We start from the raw sequence: 25879 nt of genomic DNA on the forward strand, positions 1-25879 counted from the left end.
ACCACATCACTGGAGGCATCCGCCGATGAGGTCCCCCGACGCGGCGGTCCACACACCCGAGACGCAGACCGTGGAACGCGGCGCCGACCGGGCGCTCGTGGCAGCGGCGCGGCACAGCGGCGGGCGCACCGCCGCCGTCCTCGGATGCGCGCTGACGGCCGCCGCGGCAGCACTCGCAGAACCCGCCGTCCTCGGCCACACCCTCGACCTGCTGCTCCGCAAAGACCCGTCGGGCCCCGCCTGGACACTGCTGTGCGCCGCGGTCATCGCGGCCGAAGTGGTGCTGGACGCCGCCGCCGCACGGCTGACCGGTGAGGTGGACGGCCGCTCCACCGCCCGACTGCGCAGGCTCGGGCTGGCCCGGCTGCTGCGGACGGCCCCGCACCATGCGGCATGCTACGCACCCGGCGAAACCGCCGCGCGGCTGACCGCACACGCCACCGAGGCCGGGAAGGTCCCGGCCGCCGTCGCGCACGCCGTCGCCGCACTGCTGCCGCCGATCGGCGCGGTGGCCGCGCTCTTCCTCATCGACCTGTGGACGGCGCTCGCCTTCGTCATGGGCGTTCCGTTGCTGGTGCTCCTGCTGCGGGCCTTCGCCCGCGACACCCTCGGCAGTGTCGCCCGCTACCAGCAGGTGCAGCTCGCGACCGCCGGCCGCCTCGTCGAGGCACTGGCCGGGGCGCGCACGATCGCCGCCGCCGGTACCGCCGACCGCGAACGCGCGCGGATCCTCGCGCAGTTGCCGGAGCTCGGCACCGAGGGCAGACGAATGTGGCAGGTCTACGGTGGCACGACGGCCCGGTCCGCGGTCCTCATGCCGATGCTCCTGTACGCGGTGCTCGCCGTCGGCGGCATACGCCTGTCGGCCGGGGCCATCGGGGTCGGCGCACTCCTCGCCGCCTTGCGGTACGCCGGCCTCGCGGCCGGGGTCGGCGCCGTGACCGGCGGACTGGCCGCCGTGGTCCGGGGCCGGGCGGCCGCCCGGAAGACCGCCGCCCTCCTGGCTCTGCCCGTACTCGACCACGGCCGGTCGGAGCTGCCGGAAGGCGGCCCCGGCACCCTGGAACTGCGCGACGTCCGGGTCGTACGCGGCGGATCGACGGTCCTGGACGACATCAGCCTGGTGATCCCCGGAGGCAGCACGGTGGCGGTCGTGGGCCGCTCCGGCTCCGGCAAGACGCTGTTCGCCGCCGTGGCAGGCCGGCTCACCGACCCCGACGCGGGCCTGGTCCTGCTGGACGGCGTACCCCTGCGGGAGGTGCCCGCCGAAGCGCTGCGCCGCGAGGTCGGGTACGCCTTCGACCGGCCCGCGCTGCTCGGGGACACGGTCGCCGACGCGATCGGGTTCGGTGCCGGTCCGGACCCCGGCCCGGAAGCGGTCCGCGTCGCGGCCCGGGCCGCCGGCGCCGACCTGTTCGTACGGCGCCTGCCCCACGGGTACGGCACGTGCCTCGCCGACGCCCCGATGTCCGGCGGTGAGGTCCAACGCCTCGGGCTGGCCCGGGCGTTCTGCCACGCGGGCCGGCTCCTCGTGATGGACGACGCCACCTCCAGCCTCGACACCGTCACGGCCCGCGAGGTGGAGCGGGCGCTCGCCCACGAGGTCCGGCCCGGCACGCGGATCGTGGTCGCGCACCGCCTCTCCTCCGCCGTCCGCGCCGACCTCGTCGTATGGCTCGACGACGGGCGGGTGCGGGCGGCCGGCACCCACGGCGAGCTGTGGCAGCACGAGCCCGACTACCGGGCGGTGTTCGCCGCCGACGCGAAGCCGGCACCCGAAGGGGAACCGGCGACGGAGGCGGCCCGATGAGCGAAAGCGAGGCCTGGCGTCGGGTCGCCCCCGAGGGCCGGCGGTTCCTGCGTGGCCGCAAGGGCGCTTTGGGGCGGCTGGCGGCATGGTCGCTCCTCGAGTCCGCGCACACGTTCCTCGGCGGCTACGGCGTGGCCCGCGCCCTTGACGACGGCTTCCTCGCAGGCCGTACCGCCACCGGTCTCGCCTGGCTGGCCGCAGCCGGAGCCGGAGCAGTGCTCGGCGGGTTCGCGCTCCGCGGTGTGTTCGCCGGACTCGCGGACCTCGTGGAGCCGCTGCGCGACGGCCTGGTGCGGCGGTCGGTACGGCAGGCACTGGACCGCGCGGTCGTCGACCCGGCGCGCGCTCCCGACGCGGGCGCGGTGTCCCGGCTGACCCAGCAGACGGAAATGGCCCGGGACTCCTTCGCCGGGCTGGTACTGACGGTGCGTTCGTTCGTGTTCACCGCCGTGGGCGCGTTCGCGGGCATGGCGGCCCTGGCTCCCGTGCTGCTGCTGATCGTGCTGCCCCCGCTGCTGCTGGGCGTGGCCGCCTTCCTGGCCACGCTCCGACCCATGGCATCCGTACAACGCCTGTCCCTGGACACCGACGAGGCGCTGTCGGACCGGGTGGCGGCGCTGGGGGAGGGCCTGCGCGACATCGTCGCCTGCGGCGGACAGGCGGCGGCGGAAGCCCGGGTCGAGCCCCTGATCGCCACCCAGGAGCGGCTGGCCCGCAGGCTCGCGCGCTGGGCGGCCCTGCGCACGCTGGCCCTGGGTACGGCGGGCCGGCTGCCCGTGATCGCACTGCTCGCCGCGACGCCCTGGCTGCTCGGGCACGGAATCACCGCCGGTGCGCTGGCCGGCGGCCTCATGTACGTGGTGCAGGCGTTGCTGCCGGCCCTGAACTCCCTGATGACGGCACTGGGTTCCGCAGGCACCCGCCTCCTGGTGGTGCTCGAACGCTTCTGCGACCCGTTGTCGCCGGCCCCGGACCACGGCCGCGCGACGAAGCCGCGGGGGAGCGTCGTCCACACCGGCCGGCGGACCGCCGCCGCAGCCGAGCTCCGGGGCGTCACCTTTGCCTACGGCCCCGGGGCGGCTCCCGTACTCGACGCCCTCGACCTGGTGGTGCGGCCGGGGGAGCACCTCGCCGTGGTCGGGCCGAGCGGCATCGGCAAGTCCACGCTCACCGCGCTGCTCGCCGGGATGCTGTCACCCGACGCGGGTACGGTCCTCGTCGCCGGTGCGGCCGCCCGCCGGGAACCGGGTGCGACGGGACCGGACCCGCGGCGGACCCTGCTGCCGCAGCAGGCGTACGTGTTCACCGGCACCGTGCGGGAGAACCTGACGCATCTGTCCCCGGGCCCTGGAGCCACCGGGCCCGGGGATGCGGATGCCCAGGTGCGGCGCGCCGTCAGCGCCCTGGGGCTGGAAGACCTGGTGGAACGGCTGGGCGGCCTGGACGCCGAGGTGTCCCCCCGACTGCTGTCCCGGGGCGAGAGCCAGCACCTGGCACTCGCCGCCGCCTACCTCTCGACGGCCCCGCTGCTGCTGCTCGACGAGGCCACCTGCCACCTGGACCCGCGCACGGAGGAGCGTGCCGAACGGGCCCTCGCGGCCCGGCCCGGCACGCTCGTCGTCGTGGCACACCGCGTCTCGTCCGCTGCCCGCGCCGACCGGGTCCTCGTCCTCGACGGGACCCGGGCCGTGTGCGGCACGCATGCGGAACTCCCGGCCAGGTCGGCCCTGTACCGCGATCTGGTGGGGAGGTGGAACGGCACCTCGGACGAGTGACGCGCCTGCCGTGCCCGGCCGCGGCGGCCGCCGATCAGACCCAGCCCGCCCGCCGGGAAATACGGATCGCGTCGATGAGATTGCGGGCACCGGTCTTACGGGTCGCCGCGGCCATGTAGTTGCGTACCGTCCCGCTCGCCAGGTGCAGCGTGCGGGCGATCTCGGGGATGGAATCGCCCTCCGCGGCCCGGGCCAGCACACTGAGTTCCCGAGGGCTCAGCGGTACGGGGTCGGCCTCCATGAAGGCGGAAGCCAGCGAGGCGTCGATGAACCGTTCCCCCGCGGCCACCTTCCGGACCGCCCGTACCAGCCGTCCCGGCGAGCCGTCCTTGTCGACATAGCCGCGGGCCTCGGCCCGGAAGGCCCGGTGCAGGGAACCGGGTGCGCCGATCGAGGCGAGTACCAGGACCGGAGACGGGGACGTGAGGACCTGGCCGTCCGCGCCTCCGTTGTCGGCCAGGACGGCCGTCGCCCCCGGACAATCGAGGTCGACGACCGTCACGTCTGGTCGTAAGGACTCGGCCTGGCGTACCGCGGTCCGCCAGCCTGCCGATGTGACCTCGAAGGGCCCTTCCGATCTCAGCAGGGCGGCCAGTGCCGATCGGACCAGGCTGACACTGTGCAGGACGAGGACCTTCGTCATCGCGTGCTCTCCTCGGTTGACGAACCAACGGCACCACACGGGTGCCCCCGTACAGGGGTGATGGAACGTCACTGCGGGGGGCGCGGAGGGGCGTACGGACAACTTGGCCGAGATACCCAGGGATTTCGCTTCCCTTAGGCGGGTTACCCCCTTGAGAGCGAGCCGTCCCGCCCTGTCAGACCTCGCCGCGCCAGGCCCCCGTCTCGACCCCACGCGACTCGATGAACAGCTTGAACCGCTTCAGATCACCCACCACCTGACGCTTGACGAAGCCGAGCTTGTCGGCGGCCGTTTCGGCCAGGCCGTCGGGCACCCAGTTCATGTGCAGGACGACCTTGGTGGTGGTCGCGTCGATCGGCTGGAAGGTGACTATCCCGGCCTGGCGGGCCTCCCCGCCGACCGTCATCCACGCGACGCGCCGATCCGGGAGCTGCTCGGTGATCCGTGCGTCGAACTCGCGCTGGACACCGTTCACGTTCGTCACCCAGTGCGTGAGCGTGTCCGTGCGCTGCTCGATGCGTTCGACCCCCTCCATGAAGGCGGGGAACTCCTCGAACTGCGTCCACTGGTTGTAGGCCGTGCTCACGGGGACGTTGACCTCGACATACTCCTCGACGTGCGACATGCGCACCCCTTTCGTGTCGTCGGCAGCCCCGCACCCTGAGGTGCGGGTCGTCCGTCAGGACGTCTCGAGGCGCGGTTGCCCGCCCCTGAGGGCCACATGCGCGGGGGACGCCGACGATCGGAAGGCGCTGCACCGTACGGGAGGAGCCGGCCAACCGGCTCGCGGGCCGTACGGTGCGTGTACGGGCGACGACGCAGGGCACACGCGGTCCATGACGGTCCCCAAGACAAGCGTTCTCATCCTGGACTGCGCCGAACCCGAGCCTCTGGCACGGTTCTACGCGGAACTGCTCGGCGCCACGGCGGGTCCGGCGACCGGCGACGGGGAGCTGTTCCTCGTCACCGGCCGCACCGGCACGGTGCTCGGCGTCCGCCGCGATCCCCACCACGCGCCGCCGAGCTGGCCGCTGCCGGAGGAGTCCCAACAGGCCCATCTGCGGATCCTGGTGGCGGCGGACTCCCTCGACGAAGCCGAGCGCGAGGCCGTGGTCCTCGGGGCGCGCCCGGTGGCGGCGGAGGAGGACGGCACCCGGCTGGACAACCGCACGACGCTGCGCCGGTTCACCGACCCCGCGGGGCACTCGTTCGTCATTGCGGCCGTACGGGAGGACCCCACCCCGCTCACAGGATGGCGGCCATGACGGACCAAACGACCTGGCTTGCTGCCACTCAAATGGCCGCCGTTCACGGGAGGTTTTGAGCTACTCGATCTCTCATCCGTCACGATTCGGCGGCCCGGACCGGTGGGAGGCAGGGCACGGCTTACGGTGGTCCCTCGTGTACGGCGGGGGGAGCCGTGGTGAAGCGAGGTGTCCGTGCGGGGCTGGCAGGGCCGGCGCTCGTCGCCGCCCTGGCGGGATGTTTCGGACCGCAGCCGCCGATGTTCGACGACGGCAGGTCCGAGCGGGTCGTGTCCTGGCGCGGCGGACTTCCGGTGGCGCCGGGCGCGGACGGCACCTGGGTCCTGCACCAGGACTCCACCGGCATCTTCGGGCAGGGAACGAAGCTGGCCCGTTTCCCCGACCGGCCGGCCGGTGAGGCGCCGGCCGCTGCCGGCGGGCGCAAGGACGGCGAAGTTCCGGGCTGGACCGTCGAGTTGCCGCCTGAGTTCGCACTCACCTCGAAGGTCCCCGGGTCACCGAACTCGGCCGTCTCCGACCCCGGCAGCGGCTCCATGGTGGTGCTGGTCGGAGGCCGCCCCGGCCGGACGGGGCCCACGGACGTGGCCCGCGTCGACACCGAGCACGGAACCCTCGCCTGGCGGCACGAACTGGCGGACGGCGCCCTGGTCTCCTACTCCAGCGAGGGCTCGAGCTCAGTGCTCGTGGAGGCCGCCTGCGCCCCGGACGGCTGCCGGGTCACGGGGTGGGACCCGTGGTCCGGGCAGCAACGGTGGGAGCGTACGGAGCCGGGAGCCACGTCGGTACTGGACGGCTGCGGCCGCGACGCCGTCTTCCGTAATGCCCACCGGTGCGAGACCTACCTGGTGTCGGGCGAGCGGATGTCCCGGGTGAACCCGGAGACGGGCGAACCGCACTGGGTGGAAGGGCTGCGCTTGCCCGAGGGCCGGATCGACCGGGTGGGTCTCCAGGCCGACGACCGGCTGATCGTGGTGACCGCGCCGGCGGAGGACGACTGCCGGGCCGCGGTGGTGGGGAGCGCCGTCACCTCCGGGACGGGCGACGAGGGCTGGCGCCTTGACGTCACCTGGGATCAGCCCGAATCCGCCCGTGACCCGGCGACCGGATGCCGCTGGGACCGCACAGTGCCGCTCGACGCCGGGTTCAGGCTTGTGGTCCCGGATGCCCAGGGGGCCTACGTCCTCAACCCGTACTTCGGCACCCTGCGACCCGTTTCGCGCCTGGCCCCGGGCGAATACCCGGTCCCCGACGCGGGGCGGACGATCGTTCGCGCGCCCGGCCGGGCCGACCGCGACCTGAACGACCCGGCCAGTCCGGTGCGCCCGTCCGGCCTCGGGCCCGAGGCCGTTGTGGTCGGCGAGGGCTTCTGGCAGGACGGGCGGCAGCTGTACCTGTACGGCCGGGACGGCCGGATGCTGTGGCGAACCGAGTCCGCGTGCCGGGCGAACCTCACTCGGAACGGCGCACTGCGCTACTGCGACGGGGGCGAACTCGTCCTCCTCAGTCCGGTCGCCCGCAAGTGACCGACGGGCCCGTGTCCCAGAGCTACCTGCCCACCCCAGCAGGTCCCAGGTCTCGTCCACGCGGGTAACAACGCATGACGTCCGCGCGCGGCTACGACGGTCGGCTGCAGCTCCGTGTCCTGGGCTGCTTGGATGCCAGTGGTCAGCGCGCGAGGGTGGGCCGGTGGGCGGAGATCAGTGCCGACCACCTGGGCTGCGGCGCCGGGGAGCACAGCCCGGCCGTCGGGCGTTGGACCATGGAAGGGAGCGATCTCGTTGGACACACTGCACTACCCGAGCGATGAAGAGGATCTGATGAGCGCGGCTGACGAGGGACGGCAGTGGCCGGACGAGGCCAGTGTCGACAACGCGAGGACGACGCTGCTGCAGCTCCTCGCGCGGACGGGGGTCCCTTCCGGTGATGCGCGGCAACTGATCGGGCTCCTGGAGGCGGGAGCACTGGCTCTCGCGCACGAGGAGCTGAGCGGCGGGGCCCGGAGCGCGCCGGGGGACAAGGGCGAGGCGTACGAGGCGGGCCGGCTCGACGGTGCCGGGGGCCTCCTGGAGGAGCTCGGCGCCATCGCCGAGCGGACCCTGCTGCGGGTCGTGGGGGAAGACGGGCAGCAGGGCCCGGCCGGGGAGCGTCCGCGGGCCGGGCGTATGGAGGTGGAGCGGGCGCGGGTGGCGGTCACACCTCTGTACCTGTCGTTCACCGCGGTCTCGGAGCTGGATCCGGAGGTGACCGACGAGGTGCTCACCGCGGTCCTCGGCACGATGAGCCTCCGGCAGCGGGCCAGGTACGCCGGGCGGCTGACGGAGTTCGCCGCAGCCCACCGGGCCAGGCTGGAGCGGCTGTTCGCGGCGTACGGACCGGGCAGCGCCATCAGGGTGCACGGCCGCTATTCGCTCCTCCACTCCGCCACGAGCATCGCCGTGCTGGAGCGGCTCGTCGCCGCGCCGCAGGAGCTGCGCGAGGAGTGGGACGCCGCGGAGCTGCCGCCGGCGTGGCTGGACGGGCTCATGACGGCCTGGAACGCCCCGGCCTGACCTCGTCCGGGGCAGGCACCGCTTGCCCTGCTGGTTCAGCCCTGGGCCAGTTCGGCCAAGGCCTCGAGGCGGGTGGGCGTCCAGCCGAGCTCGCGGCGCGCCTTGGCGCCACTGAACTGCTGGTCGAGGGCGAACGCCTCGGCGATCGGGCCCATTCGCTGCACTGCCTCCTCGAGGGTCAGGGAGTCGATCCTCCCGGGGCACCCGGCGGCCTGGCCGAGGGCTCGGGTGACGTACGTCAGCGCAGGGTTCTGGCCGCTGACCCCGGCGTAGACAGAACCGGCCGGGGCGTTCAGGGCCAGGACGTACAGCTCGGCGATGTCGTCGACGTGGACCAGCGCCCAGTGGTTGGAGCCGTCGCCGATGCAGGGCACGGCACCTGCGGTCCGTCCCGGCTCGACGAAGAACGACTGCACCAGTCCGCCGGAGCGGCCGTAGACCAGCCCCGGCATCACCACCACCGGGCGCTCTCCGGTGGCGGCCCGGGCGAGCACCCGCTTCTCGTTCTCCAGCCGCCAAGCGGTGAGGCGCGGCGGGCTCAGCGGAGCGTCCTCGTCGACGACCCCGTCGGTGTCGCCGTACACCCACACCCCCGCCCGTGTGCACATAGGGGCCCCTTCCCACGCCGTCCTGCAGCGCCTCCGCCGCTGCGCGGTCGACGTCCGCGGTGCCCTCGGCGTAGTCCACCCCGAGGTGGATGACCCCGTCGGCCGCGCGGGCCGCCTCATGGAGGACATCGGTGTCGGTGAGCGCCCCCGCAACCGGGGTGGCACCAAGGTCCGACACGGTGCGCGCCGCATGCTCGCTGCGCGCCAGCGCCGTCACGCCGATGCCGTGCGCGGTCAGTGCCCGGATGGTGGAGCGGCCGATGTAGCCGGAGCCACCTGTGATGAAGATCTGCATCGCACTCACGGTCCTTGTCGATCGAGGACGGCGAGGGACTTCCGCCGCTCCTCCACCCTGGCCCCGCGCGGAGGCCGGCGTCCAAGACCTCTTCTGTCAGCGGTGATGTCCCCAGGGCATCAGTACTGGGCAGCGGCGATGTCGGCGAACTCCGGGCGCAGAGGGGAGCGGCGGCCGGCGCTCCAGGCAAGGCAGACCTCGCCCGGGCCGATGTCGTCGATGGGCACGTGCGCGACATCGGTATGGGTGTAGTAGGCCGCGGTGGACAGGGGAAGGACGAGGACGCCCCCGGACGTCGCGACGTGTTCCAGCTTCTCCTCGACGGTGGCGAACGAGGGCGGCGGCCCGGCCCCCACGCCACCGGAACGCTCGGGAAGGTCACGCCACTCGGGGACCGCGTCGGGGTCCTGCAGCAGCCGCTCGGGCACCAGATCCGCGATGACGATGGACTCCTTGCCCGCCAGCCGGTGGTCCGCCGGCAGTACGGCGACACGGGGCTCCCGGAAGAGCGGGCGCAGCTCCAGGCCGCGACGCTCGACGGGCAGCCGTACGAAGCTCACGTCGAGAAGGCCCTCGTGCACCCCGCGGCCCGCCCGAAGTGCAACTCCTCGGCCACGACCACGAAGTAGCGCATCTTGCGCAGATCGACATCCACGACATCTCCCACCGTGCCGACGCCATGTCCCAGCCTAGTTCCAGAGGCACTGCCTGCTGCCGTTCGACGGCAGTCCGGGTCAGGGCATCTCGTCGGGGTCGCAGCTGGCCCGGCGCAGCCCGATCGTGCGCAGGGCCCGCATCAGGGCTTCGGAGTCTCCGTCGCGCACGATGTGGACGGCTCCCTCGGCCGCGAGGCCCGACACCGCCCGGGGCACGCGGGCGGCGGCCGTCCGCAGTACCACCGCGCTCGGGGGATCCAGGGCCCGCACCCCGTGGAACACGCGCAGGACGTCCGGATCCGTGTCGAGACTGTCGAGTCCCGCGGGCAGGGACAGGACAGTGATATCGGGCAGAAGGACCCGGGCGTGGGCCAGAGCGACGGCGGGATCGTGAGCATGCGAGACCACCCGGAAATGCGGGTTGCGCTGAATACCGGAGCGCAGCAGCTCCAACTGCTCGCCATCGGGCACGCCGACCACCAAAACCGTCATCACCTGCTCCATCCTGCGTTCCGGCACACCGCGAGGCGACCCGGGACCCCGGCGCCGTGGATGCGCACGGATGGCGGGGAGAAGCGGGTCCGGTTCGTGAGGACGGCCGAGGGCCTGGTCCGGGGTACCTGTCCCGGCCGCAGCGGATGACGAGCGGACGCGGCCATGACGGCTGCGCAGGCGGGGGCGCGTCAGCCGGGCGCGGCCGAACTGCGCCGACCCCGGGAGCGGGATATCAAGGAGCGTGAAGGTGAGCGCGAGGCCCGGCGGTCGCCACCCCACGGCTAAGGAGCAGTCTCGTGGAGTTCGAGGTCAATGGCGTCCGGCACGAGGTGGACGTGGACGACGACCCGGCCGCCGTGGAGGTGGTGCGCGACCGGCTGGGTCTGACCGGCACCAAGCTGGTCTGCGCGGGCGGGGTGTGCGGGGCCTGCACGATCCAGGTCGACGGTGAGCCCCGGGTGTCCTGCCTGACGCCGGCGGTCGGGCTGGCCGGCCGGCGCGTGACGACGGTGGAGGGCCTGTCCGGACACCCGGTGGCGCGTGCCTTCGCCGGCGAGGACGCCCTCCAGTGCGGCTACTGCACCCCGGGGTTCGTGGTCGAGGCGGCGGCGTTCTTCGAGCGGTGGCGGGCCGCGCACGGCCGCACCCGGCCAGGGCGGGAGCAGATCGCGGACGCGCTGGCGGGCCACCTGTGCCGCTGCGGCGCCTACGAGGGGATCTTCAGCGCGGTGGCCGCGGCCTGTGCGGGCGACTACGACACACCGCCGGCCGCTGGGCAGGCGCCGGCGGTCCCGCGTACCGAGGCCCCGGACAAGATCGACGGATCGGCCCGGTACACCACGGACCTGCACCCCGACGGCCTGCTGGAGGGGGTGATCATCCGCTCGCCGCACGCGCACGCACACGTACGCTCCCTGGAGGCCGGAGACCATCCGCTGGTGCCGCTGCTGCCTCCCGACGGCGTGGTGCGGTACGTCGGGCAGCCGGTGGCCGCGGTCGCGGCGCCGGACCGGGCCTCCGCACGAGCGGCCGCGGCGCGGGTCACGGTGGACTACGAGGTGCTGCCGGCAGCCCTCGACGTACGCCAGGCCCGGACCGGCGAGGGCCCCTTGGTCTACGAGGACAAAGCGGCGCGCAAGCGGGCTCCGGGGTCCGGCGAGACCCCCCAGCTGGTGCCCGCCCGCTGGCGCGGCAACCTGCGGGGCCCGTCCGCCATGAGCAAGCGCCCCGCCACGGCCGTGCGCCGTATCACCGAGGCCCGGGCCCGGAATCCCGAGCGGGTGGTGGAGGGCGTGTTCACCACCGCCGCGCAGACCCATACCCCGCTCGAACCGCATGCCTGCCTGGCCCAGTGGGTCGACGGCACCCTCCACCTGGAGGTGTCCACGCAGTCGGTGAAGCACACCGCCGAGCTCGCAGCCGAGCGCTTCGGCCTGCCCGTCGAACGGGTGGTGGCGAGGGCCGTCCACGTAGGCGGCGGTTTCGGCTGCAAGATGGGGCTGACCTCCGATGTCGTCGCCGCGGTGGAGCTGGCCCGGCTGCACGGCGCCCCGGTGCGGGTGGTGCTGGACAGGGACGAGGAGCTCACCGACGGCGGATACCGGCCCGGCACCCGGATCCGGCTGGCGATGGTCGCGGACGCGGCCGGCGATCTGAGTGCGCTGGCCATGGACGCGGACACCGACGGCGGGGTGTCGGTGGGCGGCACCGTGGCGGCACTCGCCCGCTTCATGTACGGCAAGGCCCCGCGCCGGCTCCGCGACTTCGACACGGTCACCCACCGACCTCCGGGCGCCCCGTTCCGCGGCCCGGGCGGACCCACGATGTGCTGGGCCCTGGAGCAGGCCGTCGACGAGATGGCCCACCGGCTCGGCCAGGACCCGATCGCCCTGCGCCGCCGCTGGGACGGCAACCTCAAACGGCACGCCCTGTACGACCGGGCCGCCTCGCTTCCGGTCTGGTCGGGCCCCCGCGGCGGAACCGGGCGCTTCCGCCGCGGCGTCGGCGTCGCGTCGGCCAACTGGCTGTACTTCCTCGATCCCGTCACCGAGGTCGAGCTCACCGTCGAGGACGGGGTCGTCGTCGCCCGCTGCGCCGTGCAGGACATGGGCACGGGCTCGCGGACCGTGCTGCGCCGGGCCGTCGCCGAGGGGCTCGGCGTGCCGGAGGGGAGGGTGCGTGCCGAGGTCGGCCGGAGCGATGCCGTCCACGGTCCCACCTCCGGCGGCAGCCGCACCACGCCCTCCATCGTGCCCGCCGCCGCGGACGCCGCCGTCCGGCTGCGCGACGCGCTCGGCGGCGGTGACGTCGCCGCCCGGCTCGACGCGGCGCACGGCGTACGGGTGACCGGTCGGCGCCCCCGCGACCGCCGGGGCTTCGTGAGCCCCTTCACCCTGGGCGGTGTGGCGATCGGCCGCGGCTTCACCGGATCGGTGCAGGTCGCCGAGGTCGAGGTGGACACGCGGCTCGGCCGGATCCGCCCGCTGCGCGTGTGGAGCGGCATTTCCGCGGGCCGCATCCACGAGGACCGGCTGGCGCGGAGCCAGTGCGAGGGCGCCGTCGTACAGGGCGTCGGCTACGCCCTGTACGAGGAGCGGCGCACCGACCCGGTCACCGGTCGGGTGCTGACCGAGAACCTGGAGGACTACCGCATCCCGGGGATCGGCGACACCCCCGAGATCACCATCCACTTCCATCAGGAGGGCTTCGAGCACGTCCCCGGCGGCGGTGTCGGCCTCGGCGAGATCGCCACCCTGCCCACCGCGGCGTGCCTGGCCAACGCGGTCCACGACGCGACCGGCTGGCGCCCGTACGACATGCCCATCCGCCCCGACCGGCTCCTGGAAGGACTGGGTACGTGAGCACCGAGCCCGCCCTCACCGACCTCTCGGCCGCCGTCCTGGCCCGCGGCGGGGAGCTGCGCGCCGGTGGCACCGACACCACCGCCCGGCAGCGCAGCGGCCTCTCACCCGGGCCGTTCACCGACCTGGGCGGCGCCGGCCACCTGCGCGGCACCACGCCGCTACCCGGCGGCGGGCTGCGGATCGGCGCCCTGACCACCCTCGCCGCGCTGGCCGCCGATCCGCAGGTGCGCGCCGGCTGGCCGGCCCTCGCGCTGTCGGCCGGGACCGCGGCCACTCCGCAGATCCGCGCCGCCGGCACCCTGGGCGGCAACCTGTTGCAGCGCAACCGCTGTTGGTACTACCGCAACCCGCACGTCAGCTGCCTCCAGAAGGGCGGCACCGGCTGCCCCGCGCGCGAGGGCGACCACCACTTCGGCGTGGTCAGCGGAGACGGCCCCTGCATCACTCCGCACCCGTCCACGCTCGCGATGGCCCTGCTCACCTACGACGCCGAGGCCGAGGTCCACGGCGAATCCCCGCGCAGCGTCGCCGACTTGTACGGGGACGGCGACCGGCTCTTCCACACCGACCACCTGCTGCCGCCGGACCGCATCCTCACCGCCGTCCGGCTGCCCGCGCCCCTGCCCGGCGAACGCGCCGCCTGTCACCGGGCCACCAGCCGGGCCCACGCCGAATGGCCCCTGGTCGAGGCCACCGCCCGGCTCGCGCTCGACGGCGCCACCATCACGCACGCCGCCGTCGCGGCGGGCGGGGTGGCGCGCGTCCCGCTGCGGCTTACGGAGGTGGAGGCCGCCCTGATCGGCCGGGAGGCCACCCCCGGAGTCCTCGCCGCAGCGGCCGCGACGGTACTCGCCCGCTGTCGGCCGCTGCCGCAGACCGGCTACAAGGCCACGCTGTTCAGCGACACCGTCCTGGAAGTCCTGGAACAGGCCGCCGGCCAGGCTGTCGCCGACCAGTAACCTCCCTGGGTTCGGCGGAACGGGCGGGGAAACCGGACATCGTCAAGGTCCGTCCTGACCGCTTCGCATGGCTGGGGCGGTGATGCCGGGCTGATGGGCGGCGTGCGGCGGGGTGCGGGGGATCGCGGTATCCGGCCAGGGGTGTGGTGGGGAATGCGGTGGGCGCGTGTTGGCCGTATCGCGTCCTCCCGCCCCGCAGCGCTTGTGATGGCATGTCCATGGCGAATGCTTTACCCCTCCGAATGAATGGAGAACCGGATATGCCGCTCCGCAGAATGGCCGTCGGTGCCGCGATCGCGGTGTTGTCGGCCGTGGTCGCCCCCGCGCAGGCCCAGGCCGATTCCCCCGCTATTCCGCCGCCCGGCCGCATTACGGTCGACGTGGTCGGGGTCAACGGATCGGGCTGCCCCCAGGGGACCGCGGAGGTCGCCGCCGCCTCCGACAACACGGCGTTCACCGTCACCTACAGCAACTACCTCGCGCAGACGGGAGCCGGCTCCGGCGGCACCGAGTTCCGCAAGAACTGCCAGCTGGCCCTGCGGATCCACGTGCCCCAGGGGTTCACGTACGCCATCGCCCGCGCGGACTACCGCGGCTTCGCCCACCTCCAGCGCGGCGCCTATGGCCAGGAGCGCGCGAACTACTACTTCCAGGGCGCCGCCCAGACGGCCCGTACGACCCACCAGTTCAACGGCCCCTTCACGGACAACTGGCAGGCCGGCGACCAGACCGAGTACGCCGACCTGGTCTGGGCCCCCTGCGGCGAGGAGCGCAACCTCAACGTCAACACCGAACTGCGGGTCTACGCGGGCACGTCGAGCCCGCAGGCGCTGAGCTTCATGAGCATGGACTCGACGGACGGCAGCGTCAGCACCGTCTACCACTTCGAGTGGAAGGAATGCCCCGCGGCCTGACGCGGACGCGTGAGCGCGAGAGCGCTGGAAACCCGACCCGACGGCCAGGAGTGACAACGATGTCTCACCTCTTGTCCCACAACCGCACCGGTACTCGCACCCGTACCCGCATCCGCACCCGCGGCCTGCTCATCGGTGGTGCGGCCGCCGCCCTGATCACCGCCTCGACGCCCGCCGTGTCCGCAGGCCCGATCACCGCCCCGCCCGACAAGATCGTGATCGAACTCGCCACCGTGAACGGCTCCGGCTGCCGCGAAGGCACGGCCGAGGTGGCCGTCGCCCCGGACAACACCGCCTTCACGGTCACCTACAGCGAGTACCTCGCCCAGGTCGGCCCCGGCGCCCCGCCGACCGCCTTCCGCAAGAACTGCCAGCTCAATCTCCGCGTCCACGTGCCCTCCGGCTTCACCTACGCCATCGTGCAGGCCGATTACCGCGGATTCGCATTCCTCCAGCCCGGCGCGTGGGGCCAGGAAAAGGCGAACTACTACTTCCAGGGAATGTCGCAGACATCCCAGCGGACCCACCAGTTCAACGGCCCGCTCAACGACAATTGGCAGACGAGCGACAAGACGGAATACGCCGACCTGGTCTGGGCCCCGTGCGGTGAAAAGCGCAACTTCAACATCAATACCGAACTGCGCGTGAACGCCGGCACGTCCAACCCGCAGACGTCCACGAGCTTCATGGCCATGGACTCCACCGACACCAGCGTCAGCACCCTCTACCACCTCGCCTGGCAGGTGTGCCCCAACCCGAAGAAGGCGTAGCGCAAGAAGAGGGGGTGCGGGCCGGGACCGGACGGTTTCCGGCCCGCACCCCTTCCGCGCCAAGGCTGCTGTCCAAGCGGCCCTCGTCCTGCACCTCAAAGCCGCCACGCAGTGAGGTCCGCGCAGGTTGCACGGCTCGTTTTCCCGCAACTCTCTTGCTATTGCGAGTAACAGGCAGAAAGCTTGCTCAGTGCTTACTGTCGACCCCGGGAAGCGGAGCCTCGTCATGCCCGAACTGCTGCCGGATACCGGCCCACAGCGTGCCCTCGCCGCCTCGAACTTCGTCTACACCGTCGGCAGTGGCCTCTATCTGACCGCCGGGGTCCTCTACTTCACCGAGGCGGTCCACCTTCCGGCAGCCCAGGTGGGCCTCGGACTTGGCATCGCCGGTGTCGTCTCGCTGGCCGTGGGCATCGCTGTCGGCCATCTCGCGGACCGGCGCGGAGCACGCGGCGTCTACGCGATCACCCTCGTCGTCCAGGCGCTGGCCACTGCCGGCTTCGTACTGGCGGACAGCTTCTGGCTGTTCGTCCTCGCGGTAGGAACGGCCACCGGCGCCAAAGCAGCCGGATTGGCCGCACGCAGTCCGCTCATCAGGCACTACGGAGGCGATCGACCGCAGGCGTTCCGCGCCTATCTCCGCGCCGTGACCAACGTGGGCATCTCCCTCGGCGCCCTGCTGGCGGGCTGGGCCGTGCAGGTGGGCACCCTCCCCGCCTACCAACTCCTCGTCATCGGCAACGCGGTCGCCTTCGCGGCTTCCTCAGCGATCCTGATCCGCCTGCCGCCGGTCACACCTGTCCCCACCGTCGGCGGCCCGCGCTGGATCGCCCTGCGGGACCGCCCCTACCTCCTGCTCACCGCTCTCGACGGCATCATGGCCGTCCAGTTCAAGGTGCTCACGGTGGCCATCCCGCTCTGGCTGGTCACGGCCACCACCGCCCCGCGCTGGCTCATCTCGGGCACCATGCTCATCAACACCGTCATCGTCATCGCGTTCCAGATACGAGCCAGCCGCAGCATCGATTCCCCGGGGGCCGGAGGAGCTGCCTACCGCCGAGCGGGTGTGGCCTTCCTCGTCTCCTGCTCGCTGATCTCGCTGTCCGCGGGGATACCGGCGTGGGCCGCGGCCACGCTCCTCATGACCGCGATGGTGATCCACACGATCGGCGAGCTGTGGCACTCCGCCGCAGGCTTCGAAGTGTCCTTCGCCCTCGCCCCGCAGCACGCCACCGGCCAGTACCTCGGAGTGTTCGGCCTGGGCGCCGGACTGGCCGAAGCCCTCGGGCCGGCCCTGCTCATCTCTCTCTGCATCACCTGGGGCCGCCCCGGGTGGTACGTCGCAGGAGTGCTGTTCACCGTGACGGGTCTGGCAGCACCACTCGCCGTCCGCTGGGCGCAACGCCACCAGCACGCTCAGCAGACACACCCAGAAGTCGCGTGGAAGGCAGCAGCCGTCTGAAGGGACCGAACGGTGTCGTACGAAACCGGCCAGGACGGCGCGTCGGCGTCAGGAATTCGTGGCGGCTCGGTCGGACTCACTGCGCAGAACGCAGAATTCGTTGCCCTCGGGATCAGCAAGGATCGCCCAGCCTGAACCATCGGGATTCCGGTGATCAGCGACAAAGGTGGCTCCGAGGCCCAGTAGCCGGTCCAGCTCCTGATCCCGCGAGGTCTCAGGGCGCAAACACAGATGGATCCGATTCTTGATCGTCTTGGCCTCGGGCACCTGGTTGAAGTACAGCACTGGGCCCTCCGCCAGCAGCACCTGAGTCTCCCGGTCACCCGGTCTGACATCCGGATGCATCGGACGGCCCGTCACACTGCTCCAGAATCGGGCCAGCTCATAGGCATCCGCACAGTCAATCGCCACGTTCTGCAAAACCGAAACCATGCGCCCCAGCCTTCCTGATTTCCACTCCAGACGCCACTGAGCTGCACTCATCGTTCGCGGACACCGCTCAGGCCCCTGGCAGCAGTCTCGATACACGCCCTGGAAGGCTCGATGTGGCGGGACGTCAGATGGGCTTCAGCTGAGTGCGCAAGAGGCAGAACTCGTTGCCCTCGGGGTCGGCCAGGACATGCCAGCTCTCTTCTCCGGTCTGGCCGATGTCGACAGGCACGGCGCCCAGTGCGAGCAGCCTGGCCAGCTCGGCGTCCTGGTCGCGGTCGGTGGCGTTGACGTCGATGTGGATCGGGAGCTTCCCGACCCGGGGGTCGCGGCCCGCGTTGAGGACGAGCGTTGGCTGTGCTCCGCCGAATCCGACGCCGGGCGGGCCGATTTGGATGCTGCCGTCACTTTCTCGAGCCAGCTCGACGTAGCCGAGGACATCGCACCAGAATGCGGCCAGCCGGCCTGCGTCTTCTGCGTCGATGACGAGTTCGCTGATTCGGGATGCCATGGAGCGAGGATAGGTGCGCCGGCCCGGCCCCGGCACGGTCCGACCCGCACGATCCAGTGGGCCACCTGTCCGATGACCCGGACGAAGTTGTCTTGCCCACGAGCAACTGCACCGCCCGACGCGGTTGCTCGGACCGGCTACGGCCACCATCCTCACACCTGCCGCTCCGGCGGCTCTCAGCGCACGACGCCCGCGACGTCGAGCAGTTGGTGCATGAGCTCGGCGGGCAGTGCGGGGTTGGCGGCCGCCGTTCGCGGCATTCCGTCACCGCCGAGCAGTTCGATGAGCCTTGGGCCCGGCAGGCGCGGGTCGGCCGCTGCACGGCAGCGCACCATGCCTTCCGTGTCGTGGGAGAGCCCTTCGACGAGTTCCGGTTCGGCCTGCGGGTCGAAGAGGGCGGCATACCGCAGACGGTGGTTCGGGTCGTCCGCGAACCGGGCCAGACCGGGACGCACGAAGTTGCGGCGGTACGCGAGCATGCCCCAGCTCAGCCCGTTCCAGTCGGCGAACATCTCCACGAGCAGCTCGTGCGGTGCGTGGTCGTTCTCGCAGAGCATCAGCCTGACGTAGTAGTCGTCGTCGGCTGCCAACCGCGCGATCACGTCGGCGGGCAGCTCCGGTGCGCATGTGACGCCCCGGCGCAGCAGGATGTGGCTGGAGGCCGCGATCTCGCGCAGCGCATCCGGGTCACCGAAGCTCTCCTCCACCCAAGCCGGCACCGGATGGCGGCCCACGGGCACGGTGTAATCGATTGCCGTCCGCTGCTCCTCGGTCACATCCGCGCGAAGGGACACGGCGAGACGGACGGAGGGCTCGGGGTCGGCGGCCAGCGCGAGGGCGAGTGCGGTGGGTACGTGTGGGTTGCGGGCGGCCCCGTCCCGCAGCCAACTGTCCTCGTGGGTCGCGAGGAGCGCGGCCAGGGCCGTGTCGACGGGTGCGGTCAACGCGGCGTCGCGGCGGCGGCGTTCGTCCGCCTCGGCGAGGAAGTCCTCGACCGTCGTCGGCAGGGGGACCTCGACGTGAGTGGCGCGTTCGACCGCCTGGCGCACCTGGGGATCGGGGTCGGCCTCGACCGCGGCCCGGACCTCCGGGCGCAGCCTGGGCCAGCTCCCGGAGCAGATGGCGGCGGCCCGGACGCGGGGGTCTGGATCCTCGGTCAGCGAGAGCAGCGTTTCGTCCGGCAGGCCGGGCAGTCCGGCGGCGGCGAAGAACCGCAGCCGGGCCTCCGGGCCGGTGGTGAGCCGTACGGTCACCTCTGTCGGCAGTTCGACGCCGTACTCAAGCGCCATCCCCACCGCGACGCGTCGCACCTTTGGGTCTGGATCCTCAGCCAGCACGGCGAGCGCATTCGGAGGCAGGTGCGGATTCCTGGCGAGGATCTCACGGACCTGCGGGTCGGGGTGCGCGACGGCGGCCATCGCCATCTCGGGCGACAACTTCCGGTAGGCGAGCCAGTATCGGGCGTCCGGCAGCGGGTCGATCGTGAACACGCGGCGCAGTACCTCCTCCGGTGCCGCGCTGTTCACGGCGAGCCCCGCGATCCACTCTGCATGCAGATCGGTGTCGGCCTCGAGCAGCCGCAGGGCATCGGCGCGGTCCGCGTCCGTCGCCTCCGACACGCCGAACGCGACGCGCGTCAGCTGATCATCTTTGTGTGCCATGAAGCGATCTTCTCAAGCGCCGGTACACAGGTGGCTGCCCTCCTTCGGTATCCGGGTCCCCACCGCCTCCGACTCGAGCTACCGTCCCAATGAGGCCATCTGACGGCCTTTGGACATACGAGGCGGGGGGCTGGAGATGTCAGGACTTTTAGGGCCAGGACGGGTTGCCGTGTGGGTCGTTGCGGTGCTCGCGGGCGTTCTTGCTGTCGGGCTGATCGGGGTCGCAGCGCTGGTGGATCTCGAAACGGGGGACCGGACAGCGAGCATCGTCGGGGCGGTGGTCAGCCTGGCCGGTCTGGTCGTGGCGGTGATCGCCCTCGCGCAAACCTCCAGCGGGAGCGGCAGCGGAGGCGGTCGCCGGGTGCGGGCCGGGCGAGGCGGGGTCGCCGCCGGCGGTGATCTGACCGGTAACGCCATCGGTCGAGGTTCCACAGTCGTCGGACCGCAGAGCGCAACCAGGGCAGGTGGCCTCAGGGGACGCGCAGCCGATGTGGACGCCGGCCGCGACGGGGTCGCTGCGGCCGGTGATGTGCGGGACAACGCTCTCGGCGACGACAGTGAGCGCCGATGAGTCCCTTCTGGCAGCTGCGCCGCAGGAAGCAGGCGGTCGCCCGCGTAGCGGAACCGTCTGCTTGCCAACGGAGCGCGCAGCCGGAAGGGGAGTCGCCTGAGCGCTCGTTGCACGTGGACGTGCGTGAGGGGGGTGTGGGAGCAGGTGGGGACGCAACGCACAACGCGGTCGGCGAGAACAGCCGGGTCTACGACAAACGGCGATACGAGTACCACGTACACCCTGCAGCGGCAGACACAGTGCGGTGGCCGCTGGAAGTCGGCTCCGTGCCGGCGTTGGCGTCGGCGTTCCAGCCCCGCTCCGCGCTGCGGGAGCGGGTCGACGCCGCCCGCTCGTCAGGGAATGCTGCGGTGCTGACACAGGTATTGTCCGGCGGCGGCGGTGTTGGGAAGTCCCAGCTGGCTGCGTCCTACGCGGCCGAGGCCCTCGGCGATGGCACCGATCTGGTGTTGTGGGTGCCCGCGACCGAGGTGCAGCAGGTCATCGCCCTCTACGCCCAGGCCGCGGTCCAAGTGGCTGCTCCGGGCGCGGTCGGTATCAACCCCGAGGATGACGCCCGGGCGTTCATGGCGTGGCTGGCGACCACGCCCCGCCGGTGGCTGGTCGTCCTCGACGGCATCGCCGACCCGTCGGGTATGGACGGGTGGTGGCCCGCGAGTCGGAGTGACGGCGGATGGGTTCTGGCCACCACCCGCCTTCAGGACGCCCGTATCACCGGCGGCGGTCGACGCCGTGTCAACGTCGACGTCTACACCGCCGCTGAAGCCCTCGCCTACCTCCAGGTCCGGCTCGCCGACGACGATGCCGGCCATCTCCTCGACACCGCAGCCGGGGACCTGGCCGAGGCGCTCGGGTATCTGCCGCTCGCTCTCGGGCACGCCGCCGCCTACATGATCAACGAAGACCTGAACTGCGCCGACTATCTGGTCCGCTTCACCGACCGCCGGCGCCAGCTCGACCACGTGCTGCCCCCGACGGCCGACACGGAGGGCTACGGCCGACAGGTGGCCGCGACTCTCCTGCTCTCCCTCGACGCCGCCCAACGCACCGAACCCGCAGGCCTCGCCGAGCCGGCCCTGCGCCTCGCCGCGCTCCTCGACCCCGCCGGCCACCCACACACCCTGTGGGTCACTCCCGACATCTGCGACTACCTCACCCAACACCGCACCCGCCCCGCCGAGACCGCCGAGACCACCAAAATCCCGCAGGATCCCGTCACACCGGAGCAGGCCCGAGCCTCTCTGCGCACCCTCCACCAGTACGCACTGCTCAACGTCGACACCCGCCGCGAACACCGCGCCGTGCGCATCCACGCCCTCACCGCCCGAGCCGCCCGCGAAACCACGCCCGCGGCAGACCTCACGACCCTGGCGACCACCGCAGCGGGAGCCCTCCTGCGCATCTGGCCGGATGTCGACCAGCATCACCCTGCCCTGGCCGCAGCACTGCGGACGAACACCGACGTTCTCGCTGACCACGCAGGCGACCACCTTTGGCAGCCGGAAGCGAATTGGGTGCTCTTCCGCGCCGGCCGCAGCCTTTTCGAATCCGGCCTCACCACAGCCTCCACCGCCTACTGCCAGCGCGTGGCCTCCGATGCCGAGCATTTCCTCGGACCGGAGCATCCCGACGTCCTGACCGCCCGGGGCAACCTTGCGGTCTGTTACAGCCAAGCCGGACGCACCGAGGAGGCCATTGCCCTGGAGGAGCGGGTTCTCACCGATTCCCGGCGCGTCCTCGGCCCCGAACATCCGGACACCCTGGCCGCCCGGGCCAACCTCGCCACGTCTTACGCGGAGGCCGGGCGCACCACCGCCTCCATCCCCCTGCTGGAGCAGGTACTCGCCGACCGGGTGCGAATCATCGGGCCCGACCATCCCAGCACGCTGACCACCCGGGGCAACCTGGCCGCTTCATACAAGCAGGTCGGACGTATCGCCGAGGCCATCACCCTGGAGAAGCAGGTCATCATGGATTGCACGCGCATCCTCGGCCCGGACCACCCCACCACCCTGGGCGCCCAGGCGAGCCTCGCCGTGTCCTACGGGGAGGTCGGACGCACAAACGAGGCCATCACCATCGAGGAGAGGGTCCTGGCCGATAGCAAGCGCACACTCGGCCCCGAACACCCCCAGACCCTCACAGTCGCAGCCAATCTCGCTGCTTCCTACTCACAGGCCGGACGTACGAAACAGGCCATCGCCATTGAGGAGACGGTTGTCGCTGCCCGCGAACGGGTCCTGGGTTGCGAGCACCCTGACACCCTCACGGCTCGTTCCAATCTCGCCAGTTCCTACTCACAGGCCGGACGTACGAAACAGGCCATCGCCATTGAGGAGACGGTTGTCGCTGCCCGCGAACGGGTCCTGGGTTGCGAGCACCCTGACACCCTCACGGCTCGTTCCAATCTCGCCAGTTCCTACTCACAGGTCGGACGGACGAACGAGGCCATCACCATCGAGGAGAGAGTCCTGGCGGACAGCGAGCGCATCCTCGGCCCCGAACACCCGCACACCCTCAAAGCGGCAGCCAATCTCGCCTTCTCGTACGAGCAGGGTGGGCGGACGAATGAGGCCATCGCCATTGAGGAGAGGGTCGTCGCTGCGCGCGAACGGGTCCTGGGTTCCGAGCACCCTGACACCCTCATGGCTCGATCCAACCTCGCAGTCTCCTACTGGCAGGCCGGATGGAGGAGAAAACCCTTGGCCATCCTGGAAAGTGTGCTGGCGGACAGCGAGCGCGTCCTCGGCCCCGAACACCCCAACACCCTCAAGGCGCGTGCCAACTTTGCAACCGTCGACCGACGGTCACGCCGTGGCCGGGCTCGACGAACCCGTTGGCGGCCCTGGCGGTAGGTGTGGTGTCGTACGGGACTGACGAGCGACTGAGTCGCGTGGCAGTGGCCCTCGTCAGATGAGAGCGACAGTGTCCCCGGAACTTACCGTGCCGGGCACCACCACTGTGGCCAGGGCATCCAGCCGGGCGTGATGAGCCTTCGCGATGACTCGCAGCACCAGCGGGGAATGAGGCAGGTCCTGCTGGGCCTCATTGGTCATGACACACCGCTCGCTGGAGCGCACGAACTCCACACAAAGGGCAGCCCCGATCCACGCCTTGCATCCGAACCACTCGTCCTCGACGAAGGGACGGGTACCCGGTGGGGTCCGAACGAGGAGATTCGGCCGGAAGCGCCGTTCGTCGACCGGAACACCGGGAACGGCCGCGCGCACCCAGTCGAGGGTGGCTGTAGTCAGGATGCTGAGCGGAAGCTGGTCGAAGTGCGAGACCTCTTGCTCGCGGGTCAGTTCGACGTCCTGTCGGCCAAGGTATCGGCGAAGGTGGGTAGTTGGATCCGCAACGGTCACGCCGTGCGGATCCAGCAGTTCGGGCTGCTCCATCCCGTCCGGGTAGCGGGAGCGCAACTGCAGCAGGCCGGGCATCCGGCGGAATCTTCGGGTGTTCTTCCCCGAGCCGAACTTGCCCTTGCTGTCGCGCACCGCGAAGAGGCGGTCGCCGACCAGGCCGCGGGAGTCGACATCCGCTTGCTGCAGTTGTTCGCCTCCCGTCGACTTGATCGGATACCGCCATATGCGCTCGACCGTTCCTATGGTGTACGTCATTCAGTAGACGTTACAAGAGCTTTCCTGCCCGATTTCGGGCAGCAAATGGGAAGTTGGCCATGCTGGCGTTACAGTGGTCACTCATGATCACTGCCTCCGCTCTGGGGTCCTTCGCGCTGATCGTGGGACTCCTCACCCTCACACCCGGCCTCGACACCGCCCTCGTACTGCGCACCGCCGCACTGGGTCACAACAGTTGCGCCTGGGGCGTCGTCCTCGGAATCCAGACCGGCACCCTCGCCTGGGGAGTGCTCAGTTCGCTCGGCATCACCGCAGTACTGACCGCCTCCCACCTCGCCTACTCGATACTCCGTTGGGCAGGGGCCGTGTATCTGGTCTGGGTGGGAAGCCGGATCGTGGTGGCGACCCTGCGCCGGCGGGCTCGGGCGGATCTCGCCCGGGCCGAGGACGCGCACGAACCGGATGCCGACGGCGGCTTCGGGAGCGGCTGGCGCCGGGGCGCTCTGACGAACCTGCTCAACCCCAAGGTGGGTGCCTTCTACATGGCTGTCCTGCCGCAATTCATTCCGGTAGGCGCCCCGCACCTGACGACCGGGACCCTGCTGGCCGGCGTGCACATCCTGCTGGGCTTGCTCTGGTCGGGCGTGCTGATTGCATTCGCCCAGGTGCTCCGCGGCAGCCTTCGACGCCCCCCGGTACGCCGGATCCTCGACCGGATCAGCGGCACGGTCATCGCGGGCTTCGGCGTGCACCTCGCTCTTGGCGACTGAACATCATCGCGGTGCGCGGCCCGTGCCGCGCGTCCGCCGCGGCTACGTGCCTCAGCCCGCGATTGCCCAGACGAGGCACCTGTTTGCGGTCAAGCAACGTCATCGCTGCCCACGGGGGTGATAGAGCGCGTGGGCGCGGGGGATGTCGACGGGCTCGTCTTCGGGTAGCTGGAGCCAGTGTTCCACCTGCCAGGTCTGGGTGCTTCGGGCTTGGCGGTTGGTGGTGGTCACCCACGGCGGATAGACGCGGAATGCCCGTTTCCCGCCGGAGCCGTTCGTCGACACGATGTCCCGTTCACGGAGCACGTCTCGAGGGAACACGAACTGCCCGAACTGTTCGTCCTCGCAGGTACTGATGACGAACAAGTCAACGGGATCCTCGGCATCGAAGGGCTGGATCGGCCCGCTTGCCGACCTCTTCCACACCGTGACGAACTGGCCGAGCTTCGTCGGGGTCGTCTTGGCTGCGCGGAACCTGACCGAGAGGCCGTCCAACGTGAACTCGCATGCCCCGTACTCGGCGCTCTCCGCTTCGGGCATCGGCTGTGAGCACGTGAACCCACTCGGGTCATACGCCAGCCTCTTCGCTCTCAGCAGGTCAGCGGGGATTCCCGGCTTGAGTGACCAAGGCCCAGGATCACGTGCGCCGAACACCGAAGAGACCTCACGTTCCATCGACATTCCCGCATCCTGTCAGATTTCGAACGCGTGAACGAATTAAGCTCACCGGGCCGGCCTCTCTGGCGGCGAGCAGGGGTACGGCCGTGCCGTCGGTGCGGCTCCCGCGCACGGCTACCAGGCGCTGCGCGAGCAGGACGCCGTTGCAGTGGCGGCGGCCTCGGACGCGGCGCGGGTCTCTGCAGGCGGGCACCGAAGTGCGACGCCCTCGCGGTGGCACACGAGGGCGTCGATCATGGAGGAACTCATCGGTCTGGACCGCTACGCGCCCGGCGCCCGGTACTGGACTCGCTCGGCCTTGCGCAGGGCATCCATGGTTTCATCGATGGTCAGGAGAACCGTAGTCTCGAACGAGCTGAGCGCGCCGCCTCCGCTGATCGCCAGCGCCACCGCGGCCATGGACACGTTGTCGGGGGCCTCCCACAGGTTGTAGCCGTCGTGCGTGCCGAAGGCGTACCAGAAGCCGTGGAGCTTCCCGCCGACGGACTCGATGTACGCCTGAGCGGCCTTCGCGCGGTCCTCGGGGCGGACGATCAGCCTCGCCCAAGTCTCCGGTGTGTAGCTGAACCTCGATAGGTAGAGCGGCATCATGTCTCCCTTTCGTCGCTCGTTC

The 25879-nt window shown here is 71.3% G+C and carries 24 protein-coding genes and 1 pseudogene; 13 read left to right on the top strand and 12 right to left on the bottom strand.

Annotated features, from left to right (window positions below):
• Positions 1 to 25: 25 nt before the first annotated feature.
• Both OHA89_RS35515 and OHA89_RS35520 read left to right on the top strand, forming a co-directional pair.
• Positions 26 to 1810 carry an ATP-binding cassette domain-containing protein gene (locus OHA89_RS35515; protein WP_406367940.1) on the top strand — a complete coding sequence of 595 codons (1785 nt, stop codon included), beginning with the start codon at positions 26 to 28 and terminating at the stop codon, positions 1808 to 1810.
• A complete protein-coding gene (locus tag OHA89_RS35520; protein ID WP_406367941.1) occupies positions 1807 to 3585 on the top strand; it encodes an ATP-binding cassette domain-containing protein in 1779 nt (592 codons plus the stop codon). Before OHA89_RS35515 ends, OHA89_RS35520 begins: the two co-directional genes overlap by 4 nt.
• Before the next feature lie 34 nt (positions 3586 to 3619).
• Here the strand turns inward: OHA89_RS35520 and OHA89_RS35525 are convergent, their stop codons facing one another.
• Both OHA89_RS35525 and OHA89_RS35530 read right to left on the bottom strand, forming a co-directional pair.
• Entirely contained in the window at positions 3620 to 4228 is a 609-nt protein-coding gene (locus OHA89_RS35525) for a response regulator transcription factor (RefSeq protein WP_266612018.1), read from the bottom strand.
• A gap of 175 nt (positions 4229 to 4403) precedes the next feature.
• A complete protein-coding gene (locus OHA89_RS35530; protein ID WP_215140443.1) occupies positions 4404 to 4853 on the bottom strand; it encodes an SRPBCC family protein in 450 nt (149 codons plus the stop codon).
• 211 nt (positions 4854 to 5064) lie between these two features.
• Here OHA89_RS35530 and OHA89_RS35535 point away from each other — a divergent pair, with 211 nt between their 5' ends.
• The 3 genes from OHA89_RS35535 (at position 5065) to OHA89_RS35545 (ending at position 8042) form a co-directional block, all read left to right on the top strand.
• Positions 5065 to 5493 carry a VOC family protein gene (locus OHA89_RS35535; protein WP_266612020.1) on the top strand — a complete coding sequence of 143 codons (429 nt, stop codon included), beginning with the start codon at positions 5065 to 5067 and terminating at the stop codon, positions 5491 to 5493.
• Positions 5494 to 5651: 158 nt separating this feature from the next.
• A complete protein-coding gene (locus OHA89_RS35540) occupies positions 5652 to 7016 on the top strand; it encodes a PQQ-binding-like beta-propeller repeat protein (protein WP_266612021.1) in 1365 nt (454 codons plus the stop codon).
• 294 nt (positions 7017 to 7310) lie between these two features.
• Positions 7311 to 8042 (top strand): hypothetical protein, encoded by a 732-nt coding sequence (locus OHA89_RS35545; RefSeq protein ID WP_257558711.1) that lies wholly within the window; start codon positions 7311 to 7313, stop codon positions 8040 to 8042.
• 35 nt (positions 8043 to 8077) lie between these two features.
• Here the strand turns inward: OHA89_RS35545 and OHA89_RS35550 are convergent, their stop codons facing one another.
• The 4 genes and pseudogenes from OHA89_RS35550 to OHA89_RS35565 all read right to left on the bottom strand — a co-directional run bounded on the left by OHA89_RS35550 (position 8078) and on the right by OHA89_RS35565 (position 10093).
• The gene (locus OHA89_RS35550) at positions 8078 to 8650 is read right to left on the bottom strand and encodes an NAD-dependent epimerase/dehydratase family protein (protein WP_406367942.1); all 573 of its coding nucleotides are present in this window, start codon (positions 8648 to 8650) and stop codon (positions 8078 to 8080) included.
• Between the two features lie 91 nt (positions 8651 to 8741).
• Positions 8742 to 8945, bottom strand: a pseudogene (locus OHA89_RS35555) (NmrA family NAD(P)-binding protein); the annotation flags it as partial.
• Positions 8946 to 9064: 119 nt separating this feature from the next.
• On the bottom strand, positions 9065 to 9505 hold the full coding sequence (locus OHA89_RS35560; protein WP_406367943.1) for a LysR substrate-binding domain-containing protein: 441 nt from the start codon (positions 9503 to 9505) through the stop codon (positions 9065 to 9067).
• Positions 9506 to 9679: 174 nt separating this feature from the next.
• Positions 9680 to 10093: a hypothetical protein gene (locus tag OHA89_RS35565; RefSeq protein WP_266612024.1), complete on the bottom strand. Its 414-nt coding sequence runs from the start codon at positions 10091 to 10093 to the stop codon at positions 9680 to 9682.
• 299 nt (positions 10094 to 10392) lie between these two features.
• Here OHA89_RS35565 and OHA89_RS35570 point away from each other — a divergent pair, with 299 nt between their 5' ends.
• From OHA89_RS35570 to OHA89_RS35590, 5 genes are all read left to right on the top strand, one after another.
• A complete protein-coding gene (locus OHA89_RS35570) occupies positions 10393 to 12957 on the top strand; it encodes a molybdopterin-dependent oxidoreductase (RefSeq protein WP_266612025.1) in 2565 nt (854 codons plus the stop codon).
• Positions 12954 to 13919, top strand: coding sequence for a xanthine dehydrogenase family protein subunit M (locus OHA89_RS35575; RefSeq protein WP_257558716.1), 966 nt, complete (start codon positions 12954 to 12956; stop codon positions 13917 to 13919). The genes OHA89_RS35570 and OHA89_RS35575 overlap by 4 nt, the downstream gene beginning before the upstream one ends.
• Before the next feature lie 260 nt (positions 13920 to 14179).
• Complete coding sequence (locus OHA89_RS35580; RefSeq protein ID WP_266612026.1) at positions 14180 to 14833, top strand: DUF4360 domain-containing protein; 654 nt, start codon at positions 14180 to 14182, stop codon at positions 14831 to 14833.
• 59 nt (positions 14834 to 14892) lie between these two features.
• On the top strand, positions 14893 to 15603 hold the full coding sequence (locus OHA89_RS35585; RefSeq protein ID WP_406367944.1) for a DUF4360 domain-containing protein: 711 nt from the start codon (positions 14893 to 14895) through the stop codon (positions 15601 to 15603).
• A gap of 226 nt (positions 15604 to 15829) precedes the next feature.
• A complete protein-coding gene (locus OHA89_RS35590) occupies positions 15830 to 17065 on the top strand; it encodes an MFS transporter (RefSeq protein WP_406367945.1) in 1236 nt (411 codons plus the stop codon).
• Between the two features lie 48 nt (positions 17066 to 17113).
• Here OHA89_RS35590 and OHA89_RS35595 read toward each other — a convergent pair whose 3' ends face one another.
• The 3 genes from OHA89_RS35595 to OHA89_RS35605 all read right to left on the bottom strand — a co-directional run bounded on the left by OHA89_RS35595 (position 17114) and on the right by OHA89_RS35605 (position 19666).
• Complete coding sequence (locus tag OHA89_RS35595) at positions 17114 to 17497, bottom strand: VOC family protein (RefSeq protein ID WP_406368730.1); 384 nt, start codon at positions 17495 to 17497, stop codon at positions 17114 to 17116.
• Positions 17498 to 17621: 124 nt separating this feature from the next.
• Positions 17622 to 18005, bottom strand: a complete 384-nt coding sequence (locus OHA89_RS35600; RefSeq protein ID WP_215140432.1) for a VOC family protein — start codon at positions 18003 to 18005, stop codon at positions 17622 to 17624.
• Positions 18006 to 18181: 176 nt separating this feature from the next.
• Positions 18182 to 19666 carry a hypothetical protein gene (locus OHA89_RS35605; protein ID WP_406367946.1) on the bottom strand — a complete coding sequence of 495 codons (1485 nt, stop codon included), beginning with the start codon at positions 19664 to 19666 and terminating at the stop codon, positions 18182 to 18184.
• A 169-nt stretch (positions 19667 to 19835) separates the two neighbouring features.
• Between OHA89_RS35605 and OHA89_RS35610 the strand changes: the two genes are divergently transcribed.
• Both OHA89_RS35610 and OHA89_RS35615 read left to right on the top strand, forming a co-directional pair.
• A complete protein-coding gene (locus OHA89_RS35610) occupies positions 19836 to 20237 on the top strand; it encodes a hypothetical protein (RefSeq protein ID WP_406367947.1) in 402 nt (133 codons plus the stop codon).
• Between the two features lie 266 nt (positions 20238 to 20503).
• Positions 20504 to 23092 (top strand): tetratricopeptide repeat protein, encoded by a 2589-nt coding sequence (locus tag OHA89_RS35615; protein WP_406368732.1) that lies wholly within the window; start codon positions 20504 to 20506, stop codon positions 23090 to 23092.
• A gap of 54 nt (positions 23093 to 23146) precedes the next feature.
• Here OHA89_RS35615 and OHA89_RS35620 read toward each other — a convergent pair whose 3' ends face one another.
• A complete protein-coding gene (locus OHA89_RS35620) occupies positions 23147 to 23857 on the bottom strand; it encodes an MOSC domain-containing protein (protein ID WP_406367948.1) in 711 nt (236 codons plus the stop codon).
• 83 nt (positions 23858 to 23940) lie between these two features.
• Between OHA89_RS35620 and OHA89_RS35625 the strand changes: the two genes are divergently transcribed.
• Positions 23941 to 24588: a LysE family translocator gene (locus OHA89_RS35625; RefSeq protein WP_406367949.1), complete on the top strand. Its 648-nt coding sequence runs from the start codon at positions 23941 to 23943 to the stop codon at positions 24586 to 24588.
• Between the two features lie 99 nt (positions 24589 to 24687).
• Here the strand turns inward: OHA89_RS35625 and OHA89_RS35630 are convergent, their stop codons facing one another.
• Together OHA89_RS35630 and OHA89_RS35635 are read right to left on the bottom strand one after the other, a co-directional pair.
• On the bottom strand, positions 24688 to 25263 hold the full coding sequence (locus OHA89_RS35630; protein WP_406368734.1) for a MepB family protein: 576 nt from the start codon (positions 25261 to 25263) through the stop codon (positions 24688 to 24690).
• A 264-nt stretch (positions 25264 to 25527) separates the two neighbouring features.
• On the bottom strand, positions 25528 to 25854 hold the full coding sequence (locus OHA89_RS35635; RefSeq protein ID WP_323186062.1) for a GYD domain-containing protein: 327 nt from the start codon (positions 25852 to 25854) through the stop codon (positions 25528 to 25530).
• Positions 25855 to 25879: the final 25 nt, after the last annotated feature.

It is taken from the genome of Streptomyces sp. NBC_01546, from assembly GCF_045208355.1.
GTDB lineage: Bacteria > Actinomycetota > Actinomycetes > Streptomycetales > Streptomycetaceae > Streptomyces.